The following is a 22216-nucleotide window of genomic DNA, read 5'->3' as shown; positions in this document are numbered from 1 at the left end:
ACCTCCAAGCGGGCGTCCGCACGCCGCACGTCCGCAGAGAACGAGTCAAATGCGGTACGGGCCGGTGGGCAACACGAGGGGCGGGCCGTTCGGCTGAAAGAAGGAGCGTTTCGCTCGTAACCGCGCGCCCGGTGGAGCGTTGTCCTGGATGACGGCCGTGGCGGGGAAGACCCCCGAGCCCCCACCACGGCCGCAGACTTCTCGACGGGCTTCCCGCCGGCTCCCGCGGGCGCTCCGCGGGTCTTCCGGAGACGTTCTGCGGGTCTCCGGGAGACGTTCTGCGGGGCTCCCGGAGGCGTTCTGCGGGGCTCCCGGAGGCGCTCCCGGGTCTCCCGCTAGGCCAGGCCCGCGTGCTCCAAGGCCTCGGTGCCCGCCCGCAGCGCCGCGAGCCGCTCGTCGAGGGTGAAGCCGGCCGGGTTGAGACTCAGGGTGGTCACCCCGGCCTCCGCGTACGCCTTCATCCGGTCGGCGATCCGCTCGACGGAGCCGAGCAGGGTCGTCTGGTCGATCAGCTGACGCGGTACGGCGGCCGCGGCGCCCGCCTTGTCGCCGGAGAGGTACTTCTCCTGGATCTCGGCGGCCTGCTTCTCGTAGCCCATGCGCTGGGCCAGCTGGTTGTAGAAGTTCTGCTTCGGACTGCCCATGCCGCCGACGTACAGGGCGGTGTACGGGCGGAAGATGTCCGCCAGGGCGTCGATGTCGTCGCCGAGGGCGATCGGCAGGGTGGGATGGACGTCGAAGCCCTCCATCGTCAGCCCGGCCTTCTCGCGGCCCGCGCGGAGCGGACGGAGGGCGGTCTCCTCCAGGTGCTCGGCGGAGGGGAAGATCAGCAGCGCGCCGTCGGCGATCTCGCCGGTCTGCTCCAGGTTCTTCGGGCCGATCGCCGCGATGTAGAGCGGGATGTGCTCGCGCTGCGGGTGGACCGTGAGCTTGATGGGTTTGCCCGGGCCGTCCGGCAGCGGGAGCGTCCAGTGTTGCCCCTCGTAGCTGAGCCGCTCGCGCGACATGGCCCGGCGCACGATCTCGACGTACTCCCGGGTGCGGGCCAGCGGCTTGTCGAACTTCACGCCGTACCAGCCCTCGGAGACCTGCGGGCCGGACACCCCGAGGCCGAGACGGAAGCGGCCGCCGGAGAGCGAGTCGAGGGTGGCGGCGGTCATCGCCGTCATCGCGGGCTGGCGCGCGGGGATCTGCATGATCGCGGAGCCGATGTCGATCCGCTCCGTCTTGGCGGCCACCCAGGCGAGCACGGTGGGCGCGTCGGAGCCATAGGCCTCGGCGGCCCAGCAGACGTCGTAGCCGAGGCGGTCCGCCTCCTGGGCGACGGCGAGGTTGTCGCCGTCCATACCGGCGCCCCAGTAGCCGAGATTGATGCCGAGCCTCATGATCGCACCCTCTTTACCGATCAGTAACGTCCCTTGCGCCGGACTCTAGCGCGCGTCCACGGAATCCGTCAGGGGGAGGTTGTCCACAGGCTCTCTCCGCGTGGGGCCTTGGCCAGTAATCTCGCGCCCATGGAGCAGAGGCATCTCGGACGTACCGGCCTGCGCGTGTCACGGCTCGGGCTCGGCACCCTGACGTGGGGCCGGGGCACCGACGAGCACGACGCCGCCGACCAGTTGAAGGCGTTCTGGGACGCGGGCGGCACCCTCGTCGACACCGCCGACGTGTACGGCGGGGGCGAGGCCGAGTACGTGCTGGGACAGCTCATGGAGCGACTGGTGCCGCGGCGGGATCTGGTCGTCTCCACCAAGGCCGGCAGCGTGCCCGACCCGGACCGGCGGATGGACGGCTCGCGCGGGCATCTGCTGGCCGCGCTCGACGCGTCCCTGGACCGGCTCGGCACGGACCACGTGGACCTGTGGCAGCTGCACGCCTTCGATCCGCACACCCCGCTGGAGGAGTCCCTGCAGGCGCTGGACATCGCCGTGAGCAGCGGCCGCGCCCGGTACGTGGGGGTGTCCAACTTCTGCGGCTGGCAGCTGGCGAAGGCGGGCACCTGGCAGCTCGGCGCGGCCGGGGCCGGACGGACGCGGCTCGCGGCGACGCAGATGGAGTACTCCCTGCTCCAGCGGGGCGTCGAGCGGGAGGTGCTGCCGGCCGCCCTCGACCTGGGCATAGGCCTGCTGCCGTCCTCTCCGCTGGGGCGCGGGGTGCTGACGGGGAAGTACCGCACCGGGACGCCGACGGACTCCCGGGGCGGTTCCGAGACCATGGCCCCCTTCGTGGAGCCGTATCTCGACGAGGCCGCGAGCCGGATCGTGGACGCGGTCGCCACGGCGGCGGACGGCCTGGCGACGACCCCCCTCCAGGTGGCGCTCGCCTGGGTACGCGACCGGCCCGGCGTGACCGCCCCGATCGTCGGCGCGCGCAACGCACAGCAGCTCACGGCCGCTTTGTCAGTGGAGAGCCTTAGTCTTCCTGTCGAGATCTGCCGGGCGCTCGACGATGTGTCGGCGCCCGTGCACCGCTATCCGGACCAGGACTGGAGCACCTTGTGACCGAGCCTTCGCGGGAGACCCCGCCCGAGGCCACCGAGCCCGAGCCGGGCGAGACCGACGGGGCCGCGGGCGGCGAGGCGGCAGCCGACGAGGCAGCGGGCGGCGAGACGGCGGCCGACCGGGCGGCGGACGGCGAGACGGCGGCCGAGCGCGCGCCGGAGGCCACGGACGCGGAGACGGCCGGGGCGGAGGCCGTCGACGAGGCGGAGGCCGCCGACGAGGCGGAGGCCGCCGACGAGGCTGGAGTCGCTGAGGAGGCTGGAGTCGCTGAGGAGGCTGGGGCCGTCGACGGCTCTGAGGGCCCGGACGGTGCGGAGGTCGCCGACGGGGCCAAGGCTGTCGACGGGGCCAAGGCCGCCGAAGAGGCAGAGGTCGCTGACGAGGCTGAGGTCGCCGAGGTCGCAGACGGTGCCGAAGCCGGCGAGGGGGCGGCGGCGGGTGACGCGGAGGCGAAGGCTGCCGAGGTGTCCGAGGCGCAGGCGGAGCTTGCCGCGCAGCGGGAGCTGCGGGCCCGGATCGAGCAGCGCAAGGCGGAGAAGGCGGCGCCCGTGGAAGCGGGCGCGAAGCTGAGCGGCCCCGCGGCCGATCTGCTCGCGGCGGTACGGGCGGTGGAGAGCGGTACGACGTCGGGCAGCGCGTTCTTCGAGGCGCCGGAGCCCGCACCCGAGCCCCGGCACCCCGCCGCGCCCACCCCCGCCCCGGCGCCGGCGCCCGCCACGGCTTCACCGGCCGCCCCCGCACGCGTGCCGGTCCAGGCGCAGACGGCCGCCCCGGAGGCGCTGGCGGCCGTGCGGGAGGTCCTCGCGCACGGCGGGGCGCCCGAGACCCTGGCCGGGCAGGTCGTCGCCACCCTGGGCGAGGGCGCCGCCGAGGCGCTGCGGGAGGACCCCTGGCAGCTGCTGGCGGTACCGGGGGTGCAGCCCGAGCACGCCGACGGCTTCGCCCGGGCCCTGCTCGGCGCGGAGTGCGGCCCCGACGACCCCCGCCGGGCCGTCGCCCTGGTGACCTGGCTGCTCGAACGGGCCGCGCTGAAGGGACACACGGCCCTGGAGGACACCGCCGTACGGGCCGGGCTGGCCAAGCTGTCGGTGGCCGACCCGGACGAGGCCGTCCGGGAGGCGGCCGCCGAGGGTGCGGTGCTGCTGTTCCAGGAGCAGGAGGACGAGCAGTTCCCCGACGAGGCCGACGAGGACGAGGCCGACGAGGAAGAGGCCGTCGAGCAGGGCGGCGACCCGTCCGGCGCCGCGGTCTCCGAGGCCGCGGAGGCGCCGGAGGCGCCCGCCCTGCTGGGGCTCGACCGGTACGCGCTGGCCGAGGAGAGCCTGGCCGACGGTCTGGCCCGGCTGGTCAAGACCGTCTCGACAGAGGTCTGGGAAGGACCCGAGCTGGCCCGCGCGGTCGGCGCGCACGGTCTGGTGCTGCACACCGGGGGCGAGGCCGCCCGCGGCGAGCCGGTGGCGCTCGCCGAGGCCGCCCGGGGACGGGGCCTGCGGGTCGCCGTGGCCACACACAGCGAGAACGGGGTCCAGCGCCTCGGCGCGCGGGCGGTGACCGTCGCCGCCCTGCTGTCCGGCGCCGCCGGTCCCGGCCGGGACGAGGAGGGCGCCCTGGCCCTGGACCTGCTGGTCGTCCTGGACGCGCCGCAGCTGGACGTCGAGAGCGCGACGACGCTCGTGGAGTCCCTGCCCGACGGCTGCCGTCTCGTCCTCAGCGGAGACCCCGGCGTGCTCGGCTCCGCGGGCGCCGGCCGGGTGTTCGGCGATGTGCTGGCGGCCCGGGTGTGCCCGGCGGTCGCCTCCCGCCTCCCCGATGCCGGTCCGATCGGCGAGCTGGTCTCGGGCATCGGCATCGGCGAGCTGAACCAGGTGGAGGCCCCCGGCAAGGAGGTCGTCATCGTCCCGGTCCGGGACGCGGGCGAGGCCGTCCACCGCACGGTCCAGCTCGTCGCCGACTCGATCCCCCGGGCGTTCGGCGTGCCGGCCGGGCTGACCCAGGTGATCACGGTCGGCCACGGCGGCTCGGCGGGCACCCGCGCGCTCAACGCGGCGCTCAAGGAGCGGCTCAACCCCGGCCCCGGCCGCTTCGGCGGCTTCGACCCGGGCGACCGGGTGGCCTATGTGCCGGCCCCGGGGCGGACGGTGCCCGGGACGGTCGTGGGGGCGGACGCCGAGGGCCTGCGCCTGGAGTGCGCGGGCGAGCCCCTCGTCGTGCCGAAGGAGCGGGTGGAGTCCACCGTCCGGCACGGCTGGGCGCTCACGGCGCACCAGGCGGCCGGGATGCGCTGGCCCGCCGCGGTCGTGGTGCTGCCGGGTGACGCGGCCCAGGGGCTGAGCCGGGCATGGGTGTACACGGCCTTCGGCCGGGGCGAGCGCCACCTCTCGGTCGTGCACGGCGTGGACCAGGCGCTGCCCCGCGCGGTGGCCGAGGGCGCGACCCAGGAACGCACGACCCGACTGAGGCCGCTGCTGGAAGCCCTGCTGGCGGCCGAGGAGGACTGACGGCCGGGCCCCGGGGGCCTGTCACCGGACCCGAGGGCGGGCACGGCCCGGGAACGGCCCGGGGTCCGGGTGCGGCGGAGGGCGGGGCACCGAGGTGTCCCGCCCTCCGTCGTACCGTTCAGGCGTCCTGCTCCTCCAGGTCGTCGTCCAGCTCGTCGTCGAAGACCGCGCTGACGTCGAAGCGGCAGACGATCCGTTCCGGATCGGCCTGCTCGAAGGGGGCGTTCAGCCACTCGCCCGGTTCGGGCAGCTCCTCCGACGCGGAGACCCAGAGGGTGGAGTCACCCTCCTCCAGGCCGAACTCCTTGTGCCGCGAGGCGATTTCGTCCGGTTCGTACTCACCGAAGAGCACACCGAGCGCGGCGTGCGTGCTGACACCGACGACGGCCGCGTCCGCGTCCTCCTCGTCCTTCTCCAGATCGACGATGCGCTGGGCCTGGGCGAGCAGCCGCTGCGGCTCCACGACGGCGTAGTCGCGGCGGATCAGCACGCTGAGGGCGTGCGGCTCCTCCGGACCCGCGTAGGGCGGGAGCGAGTCGTCGGCGCCCGGGATCTCGAAGGGGGTGACCTCGTCATAACGGTCGTAGAGTCGCTCGTCATAGGCCTCGGCGGCCGCGGCGAGGGCGTTGAAGGCTTCGTAGACGGCCGGGTCGTCGTCCCCCGAACGACGTTCGACCGCCTCAAGGTGACGGTCCAGTGCGGCTTTGACCGCCTCGGCGGCGGCACGTACCTCGGCAGCGGTGGGCTGCGCAGCATCAGACATGGGACGCACGCTATCCGTACCGGGCCGGTGCCCGCACAATAGATGCGATGCCGGAATACGAATTTGTCGACGTGTACGTGCCGCGCGGTGTCTCCCGCAAGGAGGCGACGCGGCTTCTGACCGACCATGCCGAGTACGGGCACTGGGAGTTGGACCGCCTGAGCCTGCACCGGGACGGCAGCCGCAGGGTGCGGCTGCGCCGGCGCATCATCCGTCAGGTCCGCGCCACCTGGTGACATGAGGAGGGGCCCCGCGATGCGGGGCCCCTTGTGCGTCGCGCGCGGCCGTTCCCGGACGGCCCTGCGCGGTCCTACGCGGTGCGGCGGGCGCGGCGGTAGAGCACCGATCCGGCCAGCAGCAGAGCGGCACCGGCCGGGACGGCCACGCCGAGCGGACCGGCGCCGGTCTGCGCCAGCTCCTCGGTCGCCTCCGGCTGCGCGATCGTGTGCGTACCGGGCGTGTTCGGCCCGGGCGGCGTCCCGTTCTCGCCGGAGTCGCCGGGGCTACCGGGAGCGCCAGGGTTACCGGGGTTACCCGGCTCACCAGGGTTGCCCGGGTTCCCGGGGTTACCCGGCTCACCAGGGTTACCGGGGTTACCCGGCTCACCGGGGTTACCCGGGTTTCCCGGGTTTCCCGGGTTTCCCGGGTTCCCAGGGTTGCCCGGGTGCCCGGGGTGCGTCGGCTCGATGCCGTTGGCGCAGTCGTTGCCCATCGTCGGGTTGAGGCCGCCGATGACCGTGACGCTGTTCCCGCACGCGTTGACCGGCACGTCGATCGGCACCTGCACGGTGTTGCCGGAGCCGACGCCCGGGGAGCGCGTGGCGCCGCCCTCGGCGGAGGAGCCGCGGTGCTTGCCCTTGGAGACGTTGGCGCACTTGTTGCCGAACGCCGGGTTGAGCAGCCCGACGACGTTGACGGTGTTTCCGCAGACGTTCACCGGCGCGTGCACCGGGACCTGGACGGAATTGCCGGACGCGACGCCCGGGGAATTCGAGGCCGTGCCGTTCGCACCCGAATCGGCATTCGCATAACCACCACCGAGGGCGATGACGCCGCCCGCGGCCGCAACGGTGATCAGGCCTTTGCGCGTGACCTGTCGCATAGCTTGTTCCCTGCCTTCTCGGCTTCTGCCTTCTGGCTCCAGAAGAGGCCCCCGAGCGTGACGCCCGGGGGCGGAATGCCCACCGGCCCCGGAGTGCATGGCACGCACTCCGGGGCCGGCCTGGCTCAGACCCTCACGGGTCGAGGCACAACGTCAGGCGTTGACGCAGGTGTTGCCGAAGGCGGGGTTCAGCAGCCCGATCACGGAGACCGTGTTGCCGCACACGTTCACCGGGACGTGAACCGGCACCTGGACGACGTTGCCCGAGAGCACGCCGGGGGAACCGATGGCGGCACCCTGGGCACCCGAGTCGGCAACGGCCATGCCCGCACCCGCGAGAACGAGACCGCCCGTGGCAGCCGCAGCAGCGACGACCTTCTTGATCATTATTCCTCCTTGTTGGCAATGCGATCCCAGCCGCGGACCGCACCACCTGTAACGAGGGGGAAGTAATGGGGCTACGAGCCTATGAGTTCATTCACTCTTTCCGGTCAAAGGCGTACGTGTGGCCGATTATCGGAAACGGGTGATCGAGCGCCGGCTCAGGAGGCGTCGATGAACCGGTCGAGGACGCGGACACCGAACTTCAGTCCGTCCACCGGCACCCGCTCGTCCACGCCGTGGAACATCCCGGCGAAGTCCAGCTCCGGCGGCAGCTTGAGCGGCGCGAAGCCGAAGCAGCGGATGCCGAGGTCGTCGAAGGACTTGGCGTCGGTGCCGCCGGAGAGCATGTACGGCACGGCCCGGGCGATCGGGTCCTCGGCCTTGAGGGCCAGCTGCATCGCGTCCACGAGGTCGCCGTCGAAGCTGGTCTCCAGTGCCTTGTCCCCGTGCACGTCCTCACGCTTGACCCGGGGGCCGAGGATCCGGTCGAGGTCGGCCAGGAACTCCTCCTCGTACCCCGGCAGGAACCGGCCGTCGACGTGCGCCGTGGCCTGGCCGGGGATGACGTTGACCTTGTAGCCGGCGCCGAGCATGGTCGGGGCGGCGGAGTTGCGCAGGGTCGCGCCGACCATCTTGGCGATGCCGCCGAGCTTGGCGAGCGTCGCCTCCATGTCCTCGGGGTCGAGCGGGGTCCCCAGCGCGTCGGAGAGCTCGTCCAGGAACGACCGCACGGTCTTGGTGACCCTGACCGGCCACTGGTGGCGGCCCAGACGGCCCACGGCCTCGCAGAGCTCCGTGATGGCGTTGTCGTTGTTGGTCATCGACCCGTGACCGGCCGTCCCCTCGACGGTCAGCCGCATCCAGTGCATGCCCTTCTGGGCCGTCTCGACCAGATAGAGCCGCAGGTTCTCGTTGACCGTGAACGAGAAGCCGCCGACCTCGCCGATGGCCTCGGTGACCCCGTCGAAGAGGTCCCGGTGGTGGTCGACCAGGTGCCGGGCGCCGAAGGTGCCGCCCGCCTCCTCGTCGGCGAGGAAGGCGAGCACGATGTCGCGCGGGGGCTTGCGGCCGCTGCGCATCCGGTCCCGTACGACCGCGAGGGTCATCGCGTCCATGTCCTTCATGTCGACCGCGCCCCGGCCCCAGACGCAGCCGTCGGCGATCTCGCCGGAGAAGGGGTGGTGGGTCCAGTCCTCGGCGTTGGCCGGCACGACGTCGGTGTGGCCGTGGATGAGCAGGGCCGGCCGTGACGGGTCCTCGCCCTCGATCCGGGCGACGGTGGAGGCCCGCCCCTTGTGTGACTCGATGATCTTCGGCTCGAGACCGACCTCCGCGAGCTTCTCGGCGACGTACTCCGCCGCCGCCCGTTCGCCCGGGCCGGAGTGGTCGCCGTAGTTGCTGGTGTCGATGCGGATGAGGTCACGACAGAGGTCGACCACCTCGTCCTCGCCGGTGACGCTCCGGGCCGTGTTCGACTCGCTCACGCTGCTTCCTCCCACTACGTGCCCCACGTGCGTGCTGGTGGACGCCCCCATCCTCGCTCCCCCGACCCCCTGGACCCAAGGGCGGCCGTCGACCGACATCCGCCTGTCACACGGTTCCGCCCGACCGGGGGTGGTGATCGACCCCCTCCGATGTTTGCTATGGTTTTCCACGTCGGAACGGCCCAGGCCGAAAAGACAGACACCTTGTCCGGGTGGCGGAATGGCAGACGCGCTAGCTTGAGGTGCTAGTGCCCTTTATCGGGCGTGGGGGTTCAAGTCCCCCCTCGGACACCAGCGAAGGACCCCACGTCATGTGGGGTCCTTCTTGCTTTACGGATGCTTGCTCTACGGATGCTGGCCTTACGGATCTCGGGCAGGGACGGCGCGACGGCGGTGGGACGGGTGAGACGCAGAACGAAGGGCCCCGTGGCGCCGCTCGCGCAGCGGGAGGGGATCGACCCCGTGCGGGTGCGGTTGCCCGAGGACTCCGGCGAGGGGTGGGCGACCGTCGGGGAGTACCTGCGGGCTCGGTACGGCGAGGCCGTGGGGGACGCTCGGGTGCGGGAGATGGTGCGGGACGGGCGGTTCGTGGGGGTGGACGGGCCCGTGCGGGAGGACGAGCCGTACAGCACCGGGACGTACCTCTGGTTCCACCGGGACTTCCCGGTCGAGGAGCGGGTCCCGTTCGAGATCGGGATCGTCCACCGGGACGAGCGGATCGTCGTCGTCGACAAGCCGCACTTCCTGGCGACGATGCCGCGCGGGCGGCATGTGACCGAGACGGCGCTCGCCAGGCTGCGGCGGGAGCTCGGGGTGCCGGAACTGCAGCCCGCGCACCGGCTCGACCGGCTGACGGCCGGGCTCGTGCTGTTCGTGGTGCGGCCCGGGGACCGGGGCGCGTACCAGACGCTCTTCCGGGACCGGCTGGTCGGCAAGGAGTACGAGGCCGTGGCGGCGTACGACCCGGCCGTCGCGCTGCCGGTGACCGCGCGGAGCCGGATCGAGAAGGAGCGCGGGGTGATCGCCGCCCGGGAGGTGCCGGGCGAGCCGAACAGCGAGAGCCGGATCGAGCTGGTGGAGCGGCGGGGCGGGCTCGGGCGGTACCGGCTGCGGCCGGCGACCGGGCGTACGCACCAGCTCCGCGTGCACATGAACAGCCTGGGGCTGCCGATCCTGCACGATCCGGTCTATCCCGTGGTCCGGGAGGACGGGCCGGAGGACTTCACGCGACCGCTGCAGCTGCTGGCGCGCGTGCTGGAGTTCACCGACCCGTTCACGGGGGCCCCGATGCGGTTCGAGAGCGGGCTGCTCCTCAGTGGCCTCGGCTGATCCACTCCTGGAGGTGCGGGGCCTCGGCGCCGATGGTGGTGGTGTCGCCGTGGCCGGTGCGGACGACCGTCTCCGGCGGGAGGGTGAGCAGTCGGTCGCGGATCGAGTCGACGATGGTGGGGAAGTCGGAGAAGGAGCGGCCCGTCGCGCCCGGGCCGCCCTGGAAGAGGGTGTCGCCGGTGAAGACCGTGCCCAGGCCGGGGGCGTGCAGGCAGACCGCTCCGGGGGCGTGACCGGGGGTGTGCAGGACGGTGAGGTCCGTCCCCCCGATGGTCAGGACCTGGCCGTCGGCGAGGGCGCCGTCGGGGGTGTGGTCCGGGTGGGTCTGCTTCCACAGCGGCAGGTCGTCGGGGTGCAGCAGGATCCGGGCGCCGGTGGCCGCGGCGAGGGCAGGGGCGGCGTCGATGTGGTCGTCGTGGGCGTGGGTGCAGACGATCGCGCGCAGCGTACGGCCGTCGAGCGCGGCGAGGATGGCGGAGGCGTCGTGGGCGGCGTCGATGACGATCGCCTCCGTCTCGTCGCCCACGATCCAGACGTTGTTGTCGACGTCCCAGGTGCCGCCGTCGAGGCTGAAGGTGCCGGAGGTGACCAGGTGGTCGATGCGGGGGGCCATCAGAGGACCACCACCGAGCGCAGGACGTCGCCCTCGTGCATGCGGGCGAAGGCCTTCTCGACGTCGCCGAGGCCGATGGTCTCGGTGACGAAGGCGGCGAGGTCGATGCGGCCCTGCTGGTGCAGGTCGATGAGCATCGGGAAGTCGCGGGAGGGCAGGCAGTCGCCGTACCAGGAGGACTTGAGCGCGCCGCCGCGGCCGAAGACGTCCAGGAGGGGGAGTTCGAGCGTCATCTCGGGGGTCGGGACGCCGACGAGGACCACGGTTCCGGCGAGGTCGCGGGCGTAGAAGGCCTGCTTGTACGTCTCCGGGTGGCCGACGGCCTCGACGACCACGTCGGCGCCGAAGCCTCCGGTGAGTTCGCGGATCGCCTCGACGGGGTCGGTCGTACGGGAGTTGACGGTGTGGGTCGCGCCCATCGCCCGCGCGGTCTCCAGCTTGCGGTCGTCGATGTCCACGGCGATGATCTTCGCCGCGCCCGCGAGGCGGGAGCCGACGACGGCGGCGTCGCCGACGCCTCCGCAGCCGATCACGGCGACGGTGTCGCCCCTGCCGACGTTCCCGGTGTTGATCGCGGCGCCGATGCCGGCCATCACTCCGCAGCCGAGGAGGCCCGCGACCTCGGGGGCGACGGCCGGGTCGACCTTGGTGCACTGGCCGGCGGCGACCAGGGTCTTCTCGGCGAAGGCGCCGATCCCGAGGGCCGGGGAGAGCTCGGTGCCGTCCAGCAGGGTCATCTTCTGGCGCGCGTTGTGGGTGTCGAAGCAGTACTGGGGGCGGCCGCGCAGACAGGCGCGGCAGGCGCCGCACACGGCACGCCAGTTGAGGATCACGAAGTCGCCGGGGGCCACGTCGGTCACGCCGGCGCCGACCGTCTCGACGATGCCCGCCGCCTCGTGGCCGAGGAGGAAGGGGAAGTCGTCGTTGATGCCGCCCTGCTTGTAGTGGAGGTCGGTGTGGCAGACGCCGCACGCCTGGATCCTCACGACCGCCTCGCCCGGTCCCGGGTCGGGGACGACGATCGTCTCGACCCGTACGGGCTCGTTCCTGCCGGGGGCGATGACCCCTCGGACCTGCTGCGGCATCGGGCACTTCCCTTCCTCGGTAAGGCTCTTGGGTACCACTATCTCCTGACGTACGGCGAGACCCCCGCAGGCCGCCGCCTGCGGGGGTCCCGGTTCCCGTGGGGGGTGTGTCAGTCCTGGCGCGAGGCCGCGGTCGCGCGGACCCGTCCCCGGACCAGGAACCAGCCGCCGACGAGCAGGAGCCCGATCAGCGGGAGGCAGTTCACGGTGGTGCGGCTGATGCCGCCGTCCATCCACATCAGGACGAGGACGGAGCCGAGGAAGACCAGCGTGACGATCTGGGTGTACGGAGCCCAGGGCAGCTGGTAACCGGGGCGGGTGACCCGGCCTTCCTTGGAGCGCTTCACGAAGAGCAGCGAGCAGACCATGATCATGGCCCAGGTGCCGATGATGCCGACCGAGGCGAAGTTCAGGACGAGCTCGAAGGCCTCGCCGGGCATGACGTAGTTCAGGCCGACGCCGAGGACACCGAAGGCGGCGGTCAGCAGGATGCCGCCGTAGGGGACGCCGCCCTTGTTCATGACGCCGGTGAACTTGGGCGCGGAGCCTGCGAGCGACATGGAGCGCAGGATGCGCCCGGTGGAGTACAGGCCGGAGTTGAGGCTGGAGAGCGCGGCCGTCAGGACGACCAGGTTCATCACGCCGGCGGCGCCGGGGATGCCCAGCTTGTCGAAGACCGTGACGAAGGGGCTCTGGTCGCCGGTGTACGCGGTGTACGGCAGGAGCAGCGCGAGCAGGACGACCGAGCCGACGTAGAAGAGGCCCACGCGCCACATGATCGAGTTGATCGCGCGGGGCATGATCTTCTCGGGGTTCTCGGTCTCACCGGCGGCGACGCCGCACAGCTCGACGGAGGCGTACGCGAAGACGACGCCCTGGATCAGCAGCAGCATCGGCATGACGCCGCTCGGGAAGATGCCGCCGTTGTCCGTGATGGTGGACAGGCCCGGGGTGTGGCCGCCGATGTCGTGCGAGGTCACGACCAGGAAGATGCCGATGAGCATGAAGGCGACGAGGGCACCGACCTTGACGATCGCGAACCAGAACTCCATCTCGCCGAAGTACTTCACCGAGATGAGGTTGGCGGCGAGGACGACCGCGAGGGCGATCAGGGCGAGGATCCACTGCGGGACGTCGCTGAACATGGCCCAGAAATGGGCGTAGGTCGCGGCCGCGGTGATGTCGGCGATGGCGGTGGTCGACCAGTTGAGGAAGTAGAGCCAGCCGGCCGTGTAGGCGCCCTTCTCGCCCATGAACTCACGGGCGTAGGAGACGAAGGCGCCCGAGGAGGGGCGGTAGAGGACCAGCTCGCCGAGGGCCCGCACCACGAAGAAGGCGAAGACGCCGCAGACGGCGTAGGCGATGAAGAGCGACGGTCCGGCGTTGGCCATGCGGCCGCCGGCGCCGAGGAAGAGGCCGGTGCCGATCGCGCCGCCGATGGCGATCATGTTGATGTGCCGGGACTTGAGGTCCTTGCGGTACCCGGCGTCACCGGCGTCGACGTGGGGGGACGCTCCGGTGGCCGTCGCCGGAGGCGGCGAGGCGGACAGCGTGTCGGCCGCAGAGGGGGTGCGGTCACTCATGGAGTTGTTCGCCTTCGTGAGGGGGAGGGTCTGTGCGGTACCCGGCCGCGCGCGTGGAGGTCGTCCACGGCTCACGGCCAGCGCACATCGTCACGGCACGGCGCGATTTCAGCAGTGGCCAATGTCACTGCTCGCCCATATTTGAGCTAGTTCTGAGGTTGCGCGACCATGAAGCCTCGGGAAGGCGGGGTCGAAGCCCCCGGGAACATGGGATTACGGGGCGAGGACGTCCAGCTCCTTGAGGGCGCCGACCGCGATCTGGCGGGTCAGCTCCTCGGCGCGGACCGCGTCGCGCTCCCGGACCGCCTCGGCGACCTGGACGTGCAGGGTGACGGCGGCCGGGTCGGGGTCCTCGAACATCACCTGGTGGTGGGTGCGGCCGGTGAGGACCTCGGCGACCACGTCGCCGAGGCGGGCGAACATCTCGTTGCCGGAGGCGTTGAGGACCACCCGGTGGAAGGCGATGTCGTGGACGAGGTACGCCTCCAGCTGCCGGCCGCGCGAGGTGGCGACCATGCCGAGCGCCTGCTCGGTCAGCTCGCGGCACTGCTCGGGGGTGGCGTGGGCGGCGGCGAGTCCGGCGGCGACGGGTTCGATCGCCGAGCGGAGCACGGTGAGCGAACGCAGCTGGCGGGGGCGGTCGGCGCCGGCCAGGCGCCAGCGGATGACCTGGGGGTCGTAGACGTTCCACTGCGCGGTCGGCAGGACGATCACGCCGACGCGGCGGCGGGACTCGACGAGGTGCATGGATTCCAGGACGCGGACGACCTCGCGGACCACGGTGCGGGAGACGTCGAAGCGCTGGGCGAGCTCGTCGGTGCGCAGCACGCTGCCGGGCGGGTACTCCCCCGCGGTGATCGCGAGACCCAGGGTGGCGAGGACGTGCGAATGAAGCCCCTGGGCCGGTGTCGTCATGGGGGTCAGCCTACGGGGCGACCAAGATCGGCAACAAAAAGTATGACTTTAATGTCACAGGCTCTTGAATACGTCGTACCCAATGGGTTTCATGAGCGCGACGGATCGATGTCGAAGAAGACAGCGAGGCACCACTCCATGAGCACCACCTCCCCGACGGCTCCCCGGGTCGTCGTCGTGATGGGCGTCGCCGGTACCGGCAAGACGACCATCGGACCGCTGGTCGCGGACGCGCTCGGCGTCCCCTATGCCGAGGGCGACGACTTCCACCCGGCGGCGAACGTCGCCAAGATGTCGGCCGGCGTCCCGCTGGACGACACCGACCGCGGCCCCTGGCTCGACGCGATCGGGCGCTGGGCGCACGGCCGGGAAGGACTCGGCGGGGTGGTGAGCAGCTCGGCGCTCAAGCGGATCTACCGGGACCGGCTGCGGGCGGCCGCCCCGGACGTGGTCTTCCTGCATCTGACCGGCGACCGCGAGCTGATCGAGCGGCGGATGGGCGAGCGCACGGGGCACTTCATGCCGACGGCCCTGCTCGATTCGCAGTTCGCCACCCTGGAGCAGCTCGGCGAGGACGAGGCCGGTGTCGCCGTCGACGTCTCCGGCTCGCCCGAGGAGATCGCCGCACGGGCGGTCGCCGCGCTGGGCCGGCTCACCGCCCGCTGACCGCCCGGTACCTCCGGTTCTCCCGTACGCCGCGCTCCGCCCGTACCCTCTCCTGCTCCCACCCCGTCCCTAAGGAACCACCGTGACCAGTCTCAGTGTCGAGATGCTGGCAGCGGACGCCGTCGAGCCGATCACCTCGGCCGGCAACGCCCAGCTGGGCATAGCCGTGCTCGCGGGCATCGCCGTCATCGTGCTGCTCATCACCACCTTCAAGCTGCACGCCTTCCTCGCCCTGACCATCGGCTCGCTCGCCCTCGGCGCCTTCGCCGGCGCGCCGCTCGGGGCGACCATCGACTCCTTCACCTCGGGTCTGGGCAAGACCGTCGCGGGTGTGGGCGTGCTGATCGCGCTCGGCGCGATCCTGGGCAAGCTGCTCGCCGACTCCGGCGGTGCGGACCAGATCGTCGACACGATCCTCGCCAAGGCGAGCGGACGGTCCATGCCCTGGGCGATGGTGCTGATCGCCTCCGTCATCGGTCTGCCGCTCTTCTTCGAGGTCGGCATCGTGCTGCTGATCCCGGTGGTCCTGCTGGTCGCCAAGCGCGGCAACTACTCGCTGATGCGGATCGGCATCCCCGCCCTGGCCGGTCTGTCCGTCATGCACGGGCTGATCCCGCCGCACCCCGGCCCGCTGGTCGCCATCGACGCGCTCGGCGCCAACCTCGGCGTCACCCTCGCCCTCGGTGTGCTGGTCGCCATCCCGACCGTGATCATCGCCGGTCCGCTGTTCTCCCGGTACGCGGCCCGCTGGGTCGACATCCCGGCCCCCGACAACATGATCCCCGCGCGTCCCTCGGAGGACCTGGAGAAGCGCCCCGGCTTCGGCGCCACCGTCGCGACCGTCCTGCTGCCCGTCGTCCTGATGCTGGTCAAGGCGCTGGTCGACATCGTCGTCGACAACCCCGACAACGGCCTGCAGAAGGTCACCGACGTCATCGGCTCGCCGCTCATCGCGCTGCTGGCGGCGGTGCTCGTGGGCCTCTTCACGCTGGGCCGGGCGGCCGGTTTCACCAAGCAGCGGCTCTCCACCACCGTCGAGAAGTCCCTCGCCCCGATCGCGGGCGTCCTGCTGATCGTCGGTGCGGGCGGCGGCTTCAAGCAGACCCTGATCGACGTCGGCGTGGGCCAGATGATCCTGGACTTCTCCAAGAACTGGTCGATCCCCGCGCTGCTCCTCGCCTGGCTGATCGCGGTGGCGATCCGTCTGGCGACCGGCTCGGCGACGGTCGCGACCATCTCGGCGGCCGGTCTGGTGGCCCCGCTGGCCGCGGGCATGAGCACGAGCGAGACGGCGCTGCTCGTCCTCGCGATCGGTGCCGGTTCGCTCTTCTTCAGCCATGTGAACGACGCCGGGTTCTGGCTGGTGAAGGAGTACTTCGGCATGAGCGTCGGCCAGACCATCAAGACCTGGTCGGTGATGGAGACGATCATCTCGGTCGTCGGCATCGTCTTCGTGCTGCTGCTGTCGCTGGTGTTGTAGCCGCCGCGCTCCGCTCGGCGTGGGCCGGGTCCGGATGCCTCCTGGGCGTTCCGGGCCCGGCCCGTCGGCGTTCACGCGCTGCCGCCGCCCGCGACAAGGCGCGGCGGGGCCAGCCCACGGCGCGCGACCGCGCGCCACCCCACCGCGCGCCGTCGTCCGCGACCGCGCGCCACCCCCTAGCCCACGGCGCGCGCGGCCGCCCGGCCCGCCGCCCGGCCCGAGAAGACGCAGCCGCCGAGGAAGGTGCCCTCCAGGGAGCGGTAGCCGTGGACGCCTCCGCCGCCGAAGCCGGCCGCCTCGCCCGCCGCGTACACCCCCTCCAGTACCTCGCCGCCCGCCTTGAGCACCCGCGACGACAGGTCGGTCTCCAGGCCGCCCAGCGACTTGCGGGTGAGGATGTTCAGGCGTACGGCGATCAGCGGACCGGCCTTGGGGTCCAGGATCCGGTGCGGGGGCGCGGTACGGATCAGCTTGTCGCCCAGGTACCTGCGCGCGCCCCGGACTGCGGTGACCTGGGCGTCCTTGGTGAAGGGGTTGGCGATCTCGCGGTCCCGGGCCGTGATCTCGCGGCGCAGCTCCGCCTCGTCGATCAAGGGCTCGTCGGTGAGGGCGTTCATGCCCCGGACGAGGGCGGTCAGGTCGTCCTCCACGACGAAGTCGACGCCGTGGTCCATGAACGCCCGCACCGGTCCCGGCACGTCCGCGCGGGCCCGGCCGATGACGTCCCGGACGGACTTGCCGGTGAGGTCCGGGTTCTGCTCGGAGCCCGAGAGGGCGAACTCCTTGCCGATGATGCGCCGGTCCAGGACGAACCACGTGTGGTCGTGCCCGGTCCGCATGATGTGTTCGAGCGTGCCGAGGGTGTCGAAGCCCGGGAAGAGCGGGACGGGCAGCCGGCGGCCGCGGGCGTCCAGCCAGAGCGAGGACGGGCCGGGCAGGATGCGGATGCCGTGCTTCGCCCAGATCGGGTTCCAGTTCTCGATGCCCTCGGTGTAGTGCCACATCCGGTCGCGGTTGATGTGGTGCGCACCGGCCTCCTCGGTGATGCCGAGCATCAGTCCGTCGACATGGGCGGGGACGCCGGAGAGCAGCTTCGCGGGCGGGGTGCCGAGCCGGTCGGGCCACTGCTTCCGTACGAGGTCGTGGTTGCCGCCGATGCCGCCCGAGGTGACGATCACCGCCTGGGCGCGCAGGGCGAAGGTGCCGGTGGTCTCCCGGCTGCTCGCGGCGCCGCGCTCGGCGGTGGACGGCTCCAGGATCTCGCCGCTGACGGTGTCGACGGCTCCGGCCGTGGATCCGAGGGCGGTCACCCGGTGCCGGAAGCGGAACCGGACGAGGCCGCGCGCCACGCCCTCGCGGACCCGGCGCTCGAAGGGGGCGACGAGGCCGGGACCTGTGCCCCAGGTGATGTGGAAGCGGGGCACCGAGTTGCCGTGCCCGGTCGCGCCGTACCCGCCGCGCTCGGCCCAGCCCACCACGGGGAAGAACCGCACCCCGCGCGCGTGCAGCCAGGACCGCTTCTCGCCCGCCGCGAAGTCGACGTACGCCTCCGCCCACTTCCTGGGCCAGTGGTCCTCGGCGCGGTCGAAGCCCGCCGTGCCGAGCCAGTCCTGGAGGGCCAGCTCGTGGCTGTCCTTGATCCGCAGTCGGCGCTGCTCGGGCGAGTCGACGAGGAAGAGCCCGCCGAAGGACCAGTGGGCCTGGCCACCCAGGGACTGTTCGGGCTCCTGGTCGAGCAGGATGACGCTCCGCCCGGCGTCCACGAGTTCGGCGGTGGCCACCAGGCCGGCGAGGCCCGCTCCGACCACGATCACATCAGCGTCGTACGACATGGTCCGAATCTTGGATACACCGATGTATCGAGTCAACAGTCCGGACCCGTGCACGGCCCTCCCGTTTTCTAATGTCGAGCATTAACATGAGCCCATGGCGAGGACATCAGGGCCCGAGACCCGGGAGAAACTGATCCGCGCGGCGGAGGAGATCTTCGCGGCGCAGGGCGTCGACGGCGCTCAGTTGCGGGATGTCGTGGCCCTCGCGGGCCAGAGCAACCCGTCGGCCGTGCAGTACCACTTCGGCTCACGCGCGGGGCTCCTGGACGCGGTGATGGCCGGCCGCCAGAGGCGTACGGAACAGGTCCTCGAACCGCTCCTGGCCGAGGCGGCCGACACACCGCACGCGCTGCTGCGGGCCCTGGTCGACGCCGAGGCGAGCGAGCTGCGCACCGAGCGTGGGCGCCGCTGTCTGCGGATCTCCGCCCAGCTCAGCCACGAGAGCGGGGTGCGCACCCGCACGCCGCATCCGACGCTCGACGGCACCGTCTACTGGCGGCTGATCGAGCGGATCGAGGCCTGCCTGACCGGCCTGCCCGAGCCACTGCGGCTGGAGCGGCTCGACCTGGCGCTGACCGTCGTCGGCGCCGCCCTGGCCGACCGGGCCCGGCAGTACCTCGACGGCACCGTCCCGCTCACGGACGAGGAGCTCTTCCTCGCCGACCTCGTCCAGACCACGACGGCCCTGCTCCAGGCTCCGCCGCCCTCGACCCGAAAGGACCTCTCATGACCGAGAACACCGACCCGCAGCACGACCTGACCGGCAGGACCGTCCTGATCACCGGAGGCGCCCGCGGCCTGGGCGCCGAGGCCGCGCGGCAGGCGGTCGCCGCCGGCGCGAACGTCGTGATCACCGACGTGCTCGACGACGAGGGCAGGGCGACCGCGGCCGAACTGGGCGAGCGGGCGCGCTTCCTCCACCACGACGTGACGTCCGAGGAGGCGTGGGCCGCGGCCGTCGCGTACGCGGTCGACGAGTTCGGCGGGCTGCACGGCCTGGTCAACAACGCCGGTATATCGGCCGGGGCCTTCCTGGAGACCGAGTCGGTCGAGAACTTCCGCAGGGTGCTCGACATCAACCTGACGGGCGTCTTCATCGGCATGAAGGCCGCCGTCCCGGCGATGAAGCGGGCGGGCGGCGGTTCGATCGTCAACATCTCCTCGGCCGCCGGCCTGATGGGCCTCGCGCTGACCGCCGGTTACGGCGCCTCGAAGTGGGGCGTGCGCGGTCTGACGAAGATCGGCGCGGTGGAGCTGGGCACGGCGCGGATACGCGTCAACTCGGTCCACCCGGGCATGACGTACACGCCGATGACCGTCGGCGTCGGCATCGAGAAGGGCGAGGGCAAGTACCCCAACACGCCGATGGGGCGGGTCGGCGAGGCGCACGAGATCGCGGGCGCGGTGGTCTTCCTGCTGTCGGAGGCGGCCTCGTACGTCACGGGCGCGGAGCTGGCCGTCGACGGCGGCTGGACGACCGGTCCGACGGTGAAGTACGTCATGGGGCAGTGAGCCCGTCGATGAGTCGGTGAGTCGATGAGTCGGTGATGGGATGGGGGCATGAACCCCGCAGATGAGGTACTCGACGTCGTCGACGAGCACGACGAGGTGATCGGACAGGCCCCGCGCGGCGAGGTGTACGCGCGGGGCCTGATCCACCGCTGCACCTTCATCCAGGTCCGGGACGCCGAGGACCGGATCTTCGTGCACCGGCGCACGCCCGGGAAGCTGGTCTACCCGTCGATGTACGACATGTTCGTCGGCGGAGTCGTCGGCGCGGGCGAGTCGTACGACGACGCGGCGCTGCGCGAGGCCGAGGAGGAGCTCGGCGTCTTTGGCCTGCCGCGTCCCGAGCCGGTGGTCCGGTTCCTCTACGACTCCGGGGGCGTCGCGGGCAAGTGGTGGTCGGCGGTCTACCGGGTGCGGTGCGAGCTGCCGGTGAACCCGCAGGTCGAGGAGGTCGCCTGGCACGCCTTCCTGCCGGAGGCGGAGGTGGTCGCGCGGCTCGGGGAGTGGCCGTGGGTCCCGGACGGCCTCGCCGCCTACGAACGGCTGCGCGGGGATGGCGGCTGAGGTGCGGGGACGCGGTCGGTGGGCGGGGCGCGGGAACGCACGGCGCCCGAGGGGCGGGAACACACGGCGCACGGGGGCGCACGGCGGCTGAGGTGCGGGGACGCGGTCGGTGGGCGGGGCGCGGTTAAGGTGCCCGGGTGAGTGACTTCGTGCAGAGCCTGCGGTTGTGGTTCGCGCCGCAGCGGATCCGGGACGAGGGCGAGACGCCGGACTACCGGTTCTCGCTGGCCAACGAGCGCACCTTCCTCGCCTGGATCCGGACCGCGCTCGCGCTGGTCGGTGGCGGGTTCGCCGTCGACCAGTTCCTGCCGGACCTGCGCTGGGGCGTACGCGTCGGACTCGCCCTCGCGCTGCTCGCCGCAGGCGTGCTGTGCGCGCTGCGCGCGGTGAACCACTGGGTGCGGTGCGAGCGGGCGATGCGGCGCGGGGAGGACCTTCCGGTGTCGCGGTTCCCGACGGTGCTGAGCCTCGCGGTGGCCGTGGTGGCGCTCGCGATGGTGGTGGTCATCCTCTTCGGCTGGGCCGGCCGGTGAGGGAGGGTGCCGGGTCGGCGGCGCCCGCCCGGGATCCCGGGCTCCAGCCGGAGCGGACCCGGCTCGCGTGGCGCCGTACGACGCTGGCCTGCACGGTCGTGGCGGTGCTCGCCGCGAAGTCGGCGATCAGCGACGAGATCACGGCGGCGGGCGTGGCGGGGGCGGCGCTGATCGCGCTGGTCTGGGTCGGTTTCCTGGCCGTGGCCCACCGCCGGATCCACGCCCTGGGCGCCTCCCGGCCGGGACCGCTCTCGCGCCGGGGCGCGCTGCTGTCGACGGCGTGCACGGTCGCACTCGCCGCGTTCGCGGTGGCGGTCGTCCTGTAGCCCGCCGCGGGCGGGCCCCCGGGGCAGGCGGGCAGGCGGGCAGGCGGGCAGGGCCTAGTCGGGCCAGGCGACCGTGACCACGACCTTGCCCTGGAGGCCGCCCTCCTGGTTGGCGCGCTGGGCGTCGGCCGCCTCCTCCAGGGGGAAGGTCCGGGCGACCCGTACGGAGAGGGCGCCCTCGTCGACCAGGGCGGCGAGCGCGGCGAGGTCCTGGGCATCCGGGCGGACCCAGAAGTAGCGGCCGCCGAGCCCGATCACCTCGCCGTCCGCGATGGAGGCGAGGCGGCCGTCGGGGGCGAGGACGTCCGCGGTCTTCTTGAGGAAGGTCCCGCCGATGGTGTCGAAGGCCGCGTCCACGCCGTCGGGCGCGAGGGCCCTGACCTGCTGGACGAAGGTGCTCTCGTCGTAGACGACGGGCTCGCCGCCCAGCTCCTCGATCCGCTCCCGGCCCTCCTCGCGCGCGGCGCCGATGACCCGGCAGCCGAGGTGGCGGGCGATCTGGACGGCCATCGAGCCGACCCCGCCGACCGCCGCGTGCACCAGGACCGTCTCGCCGGCCCGGACGGCGAGGGCCTGGTGGAGCACCTGGTAGGCGGTGAGCCCGGCCAGCGGGAGGGCGGCGGCGTCCTCGAAGCCCATGGTGCGGGGCTTGCGGGCGAGCGTACGGATGGGGGCGGCGACGTACTCCGCGAAGGTGCCCCGGGAGAGGAAGTCCTCGCGGACGTAGCCCATGACCTCGTCGCCGACGGAGAACTCGGTGACGGAGACACCCGGCTGGACGACGACCCCGGAGACGTCCCAGCCGGGGATCACGGGGAAGACCGCCTCGATCATCCCGTCCAGGTAACCCGCCTGGGCCTTCCAGTCGACGGGGTTCACGGCGGCCGCCCGCACCTTCACGAGGACGTCGTCCGGACCGACCTTCGGGTCGGGCCGCTCGCCGTACTCCAGTACCTCGGGTCCGCCGTACCGGCTGTAGCTGATCGCCTTCATACCCCGAACGATCACCGCGGGCCCGGCGCCCCGCAAGCCGGATACCCCCGGGAGAG

The 22216-nt window shown here is 72.3% G+C and carries 22 protein-coding genes and 1 tRNA gene; 12 read left to right on the top strand and 11 right to left on the bottom strand.

What is annotated here, in order from left to right; translation table 11 throughout:
• Nucleotides 1-335: 335 nt before the first annotated feature.
• Nucleotides 336-1385 carry an LLM class F420-dependent oxidoreductase gene (locus ACIPPS_RS25295; RefSeq protein WP_401436195.1) on the bottom strand — a complete coding sequence of 350 codons (1050 nt, stop codon included), beginning with the start codon at nucleotides 1383-1385 and terminating at the stop codon, nucleotides 336-338.
• Between the two features lie 129 nt (nucleotides 1386-1514).
• On the opposite strand from ACIPPS_RS25295, the gene ACIPPS_RS25290 reads away from it, so the two are divergent.
• Together ACIPPS_RS25290 and ACIPPS_RS25285 are read left to right on the top strand one after the other, a co-directional pair.
• Entirely contained in the window at nucleotides 1515-2501 is a 987-nt protein-coding gene (locus ACIPPS_RS25290) for an aldo/keto reductase (protein WP_401436192.1), read from the top strand.
• Nucleotides 2498-4999: a helix-hairpin-helix domain-containing protein gene (locus ACIPPS_RS25285; protein WP_401436189.1), complete on the top strand. Its 2502-nt coding sequence runs from the start codon at nucleotides 2498-2500 to the stop codon at nucleotides 4997-4999. The genes ACIPPS_RS25290 and ACIPPS_RS25285 overlap by 4 nt, the downstream gene beginning before the upstream one ends.
• Before the next feature lie 118 nt (nucleotides 5000-5117).
• Here ACIPPS_RS25285 and ACIPPS_RS25280 read toward each other — a convergent pair whose 3' ends face one another.
• A complete protein-coding gene (locus tag ACIPPS_RS25280; RefSeq protein WP_401436187.1) occupies nucleotides 5118-5762 on the bottom strand; it encodes a hypothetical protein in 645 nt (214 codons plus the stop codon).
• Between the two features lie 47 nt (nucleotides 5763-5809).
• Here ACIPPS_RS25280 and ACIPPS_RS25275 point away from each other — a divergent pair, with 47 nt between their 5' ends.
• Nucleotides 5810-5998 (top strand): DUF5703 family protein, encoded by a 189-nt coding sequence (locus tag ACIPPS_RS25275; RefSeq protein ID WP_005319466.1) that lies wholly within the window; start codon nucleotides 5810-5812, stop codon nucleotides 5996-5998.
• 74 nt (nucleotides 5999-6072) lie between these two features.
• On the opposite strand, the gene ACIPPS_RS25270 is transcribed toward ACIPPS_RS25275, so the two are convergent.
• The 3 genes from ACIPPS_RS25270 to ACIPPS_RS25260 all read right to left on the bottom strand — a co-directional run bounded on the left by ACIPPS_RS25270 (nucleotide 6073) and on the right by ACIPPS_RS25260 (nucleotide 8732).
• On the bottom strand, nucleotides 6073-6864 hold the full coding sequence (locus tag ACIPPS_RS25270; protein WP_401436183.1) for a chaplin: 792 nt from the start codon (nucleotides 6862-6864) through the stop codon (nucleotides 6073-6075).
• A 153-nt stretch (nucleotides 6865-7017) separates the two neighbouring features.
• Entirely contained in the window at nucleotides 7018-7251 is a 234-nt protein-coding gene (gene chpH, locus ACIPPS_RS25265; RefSeq protein WP_030315925.1) for a chaplin ChpH, read from the bottom strand.
• Nucleotides 7252-7406: 155 nt separating this feature from the next.
• The gene (locus tag ACIPPS_RS25260; protein WP_401436181.1) at nucleotides 7407-8732 is read right to left on the bottom strand and encodes a M20/M25/M40 family metallo-hydrolase; all 1326 of its coding nucleotides are present in this window, start codon (nucleotides 8730-8732) and stop codon (nucleotides 7407-7409) included.
• A 206-nt stretch (nucleotides 8733-8938) separates the two neighbouring features.
• Between ACIPPS_RS25260 and ACIPPS_RS25255 the strand changes: the two genes are divergently transcribed.
• A tRNA-Leu gene (locus tag ACIPPS_RS25255) sits at nucleotides 8939-9026 on the top strand.
• A gap of 108 nt (nucleotides 9027-9134) precedes the next feature.
• Nucleotides 9135-10061 (top strand): RluA family pseudouridine synthase, encoded by a 927-nt coding sequence (locus ACIPPS_RS25250; RefSeq protein ID WP_401436178.1) that lies wholly within the window; start codon nucleotides 9135-9137, stop codon nucleotides 10059-10061.
• On the opposite strand, the gene ACIPPS_RS25245 is transcribed toward ACIPPS_RS25250, so the two are convergent.
• The 4 genes from ACIPPS_RS25245 to ACIPPS_RS25230 all read right to left on the bottom strand — a co-directional run bounded on the left by ACIPPS_RS25245 (nucleotide 10045) and on the right by ACIPPS_RS25230 (nucleotide 14257).
• Nucleotides 10045-10674, bottom strand: a complete 630-nt coding sequence (locus tag ACIPPS_RS25245) for an MBL fold metallo-hydrolase (protein WP_401436176.1) — start codon at nucleotides 10672-10674, stop codon at nucleotides 10045-10047. The genes ACIPPS_RS25250 and ACIPPS_RS25245 overlap by 17 nt on opposite strands.
• Nucleotides 10674-11759 (bottom strand): S-(hydroxymethyl)mycothiol dehydrogenase, encoded by a 1086-nt coding sequence (locus ACIPPS_RS25240; protein ID WP_401436173.1) that lies wholly within the window; start codon nucleotides 11757-11759, stop codon nucleotides 10674-10676. Before ACIPPS_RS25240 ends, ACIPPS_RS25245 begins: the two co-directional genes overlap by 1 nt.
• A gap of 110 nt (nucleotides 11760-11869) precedes the next feature.
• Complete coding sequence (locus ACIPPS_RS25235) at nucleotides 11870-13342, bottom strand: amino acid permease (protein ID WP_401436170.1); 1473 nt, start codon at nucleotides 13340-13342, stop codon at nucleotides 11870-11872.
• Between the two features lie 213 nt (nucleotides 13343-13555).
• Nucleotides 13556-14257: a FadR/GntR family transcriptional regulator gene (locus ACIPPS_RS25230; RefSeq protein WP_401436168.1), complete on the bottom strand. Its 702-nt coding sequence runs from the start codon at nucleotides 14255-14257 to the stop codon at nucleotides 13556-13558.
• Between the two features lie 138 nt (nucleotides 14258-14395).
• Here ACIPPS_RS25230 and ACIPPS_RS25225 point away from each other — a divergent pair, with 138 nt between their 5' ends.
• Both ACIPPS_RS25225 and ACIPPS_RS25220 read left to right on the top strand, forming a co-directional pair.
• Nucleotides 14396-14923: a gluconokinase gene (locus ACIPPS_RS25225; RefSeq protein ID WP_401436165.1), complete on the top strand. Its 528-nt coding sequence runs from the start codon at nucleotides 14396-14398 to the stop codon at nucleotides 14921-14923.
• 82 nt (nucleotides 14924-15005) lie between these two features.
• On the top strand, nucleotides 15006-16403 hold the full coding sequence (locus ACIPPS_RS25220; protein ID WP_401436162.1) for a gluconate:H+ symporter: 1398 nt from the start codon (nucleotides 15006-15008) through the stop codon (nucleotides 16401-16403).
• 176 nt (nucleotides 16404-16579) lie between these two features.
• Here the strand turns inward: ACIPPS_RS25220 and ACIPPS_RS25215 are convergent, their stop codons facing one another.
• Nucleotides 16580-18235, bottom strand: a complete 1656-nt coding sequence (locus ACIPPS_RS25215) for an FAD-binding dehydrogenase (protein WP_401436160.1) — start codon at nucleotides 18233-18235, stop codon at nucleotides 16580-16582.
• Between the two features lie 94 nt (nucleotides 18236-18329).
• On the opposite strand from ACIPPS_RS25215, the gene ACIPPS_RS25210 reads away from it, so the two are divergent.
• The 5 genes from ACIPPS_RS25210 to ACIPPS_RS25190 all read left to right on the top strand — a co-directional run bounded on the left by ACIPPS_RS25210 (nucleotide 18330) and on the right by ACIPPS_RS25190 (nucleotide 21167).
• On the top strand, nucleotides 18330-18965 hold the full coding sequence (locus tag ACIPPS_RS25210) for a TetR/AcrR family transcriptional regulator (RefSeq protein ID WP_401436157.1): 636 nt from the start codon (nucleotides 18330-18332) through the stop codon (nucleotides 18963-18965).
• Nucleotides 18962-19747, top strand: coding sequence for a glucose 1-dehydrogenase (locus ACIPPS_RS25205; protein ID WP_401436154.1), 786 nt, complete (start codon nucleotides 18962-18964; stop codon nucleotides 19745-19747). The genes ACIPPS_RS25210 and ACIPPS_RS25205 overlap by 4 nt, the downstream gene beginning before the upstream one ends.
• 48 nt (nucleotides 19748-19795) lie before the next feature.
• Nucleotides 19796-20308, top strand: coding sequence for an NUDIX hydrolase (locus ACIPPS_RS25200; RefSeq protein WP_401436152.1), 513 nt, complete (start codon nucleotides 19796-19798; stop codon nucleotides 20306-20308).
• Between the two features lie 137 nt (nucleotides 20309-20445).
• Nucleotides 20446-20841 (top strand): DUF202 domain-containing protein, encoded by a 396-nt coding sequence (locus tag ACIPPS_RS25195; protein ID WP_315894504.1) that lies wholly within the window; start codon nucleotides 20446-20448, stop codon nucleotides 20839-20841.
• Nucleotides 20838-21167: a DUF202 domain-containing protein gene (locus ACIPPS_RS25190; protein ID WP_401436148.1), complete on the top strand. Its 330-nt coding sequence runs from the start codon at nucleotides 20838-20840 to the stop codon at nucleotides 21165-21167. Before ACIPPS_RS25195 ends, ACIPPS_RS25190 begins: the two co-directional genes overlap by 4 nt.
• Nucleotides 21168-21221: 54 nt before the next feature.
• Here ACIPPS_RS25190 and ACIPPS_RS25185 read toward each other — a convergent pair whose 3' ends face one another.
• Nucleotides 21222-22160 carry an NADP-dependent oxidoreductase gene (locus ACIPPS_RS25185; RefSeq protein WP_401436145.1) on the bottom strand — a complete coding sequence of 313 codons (939 nt, stop codon included), beginning with the start codon at nucleotides 22158-22160 and terminating at the stop codon, nucleotides 21222-21224.
• Nucleotides 22161-22216: the final 56 nt, after the last annotated feature.

Origin of the sequence: Streptomyces sp. NPDC090127, from assembly GCF_044746945.1 — a bacterium.
In the GTDB taxonomy this organism is placed as follows: domain Bacteria; phylum Actinomycetota; class Actinomycetes; order Streptomycetales; family Streptomycetaceae; genus Streptomyces.
The sequence above is the reverse complement of the archived record's forward strand: the minus strand, read 5'-3'. Positions and strand labels throughout refer to the sequence as shown.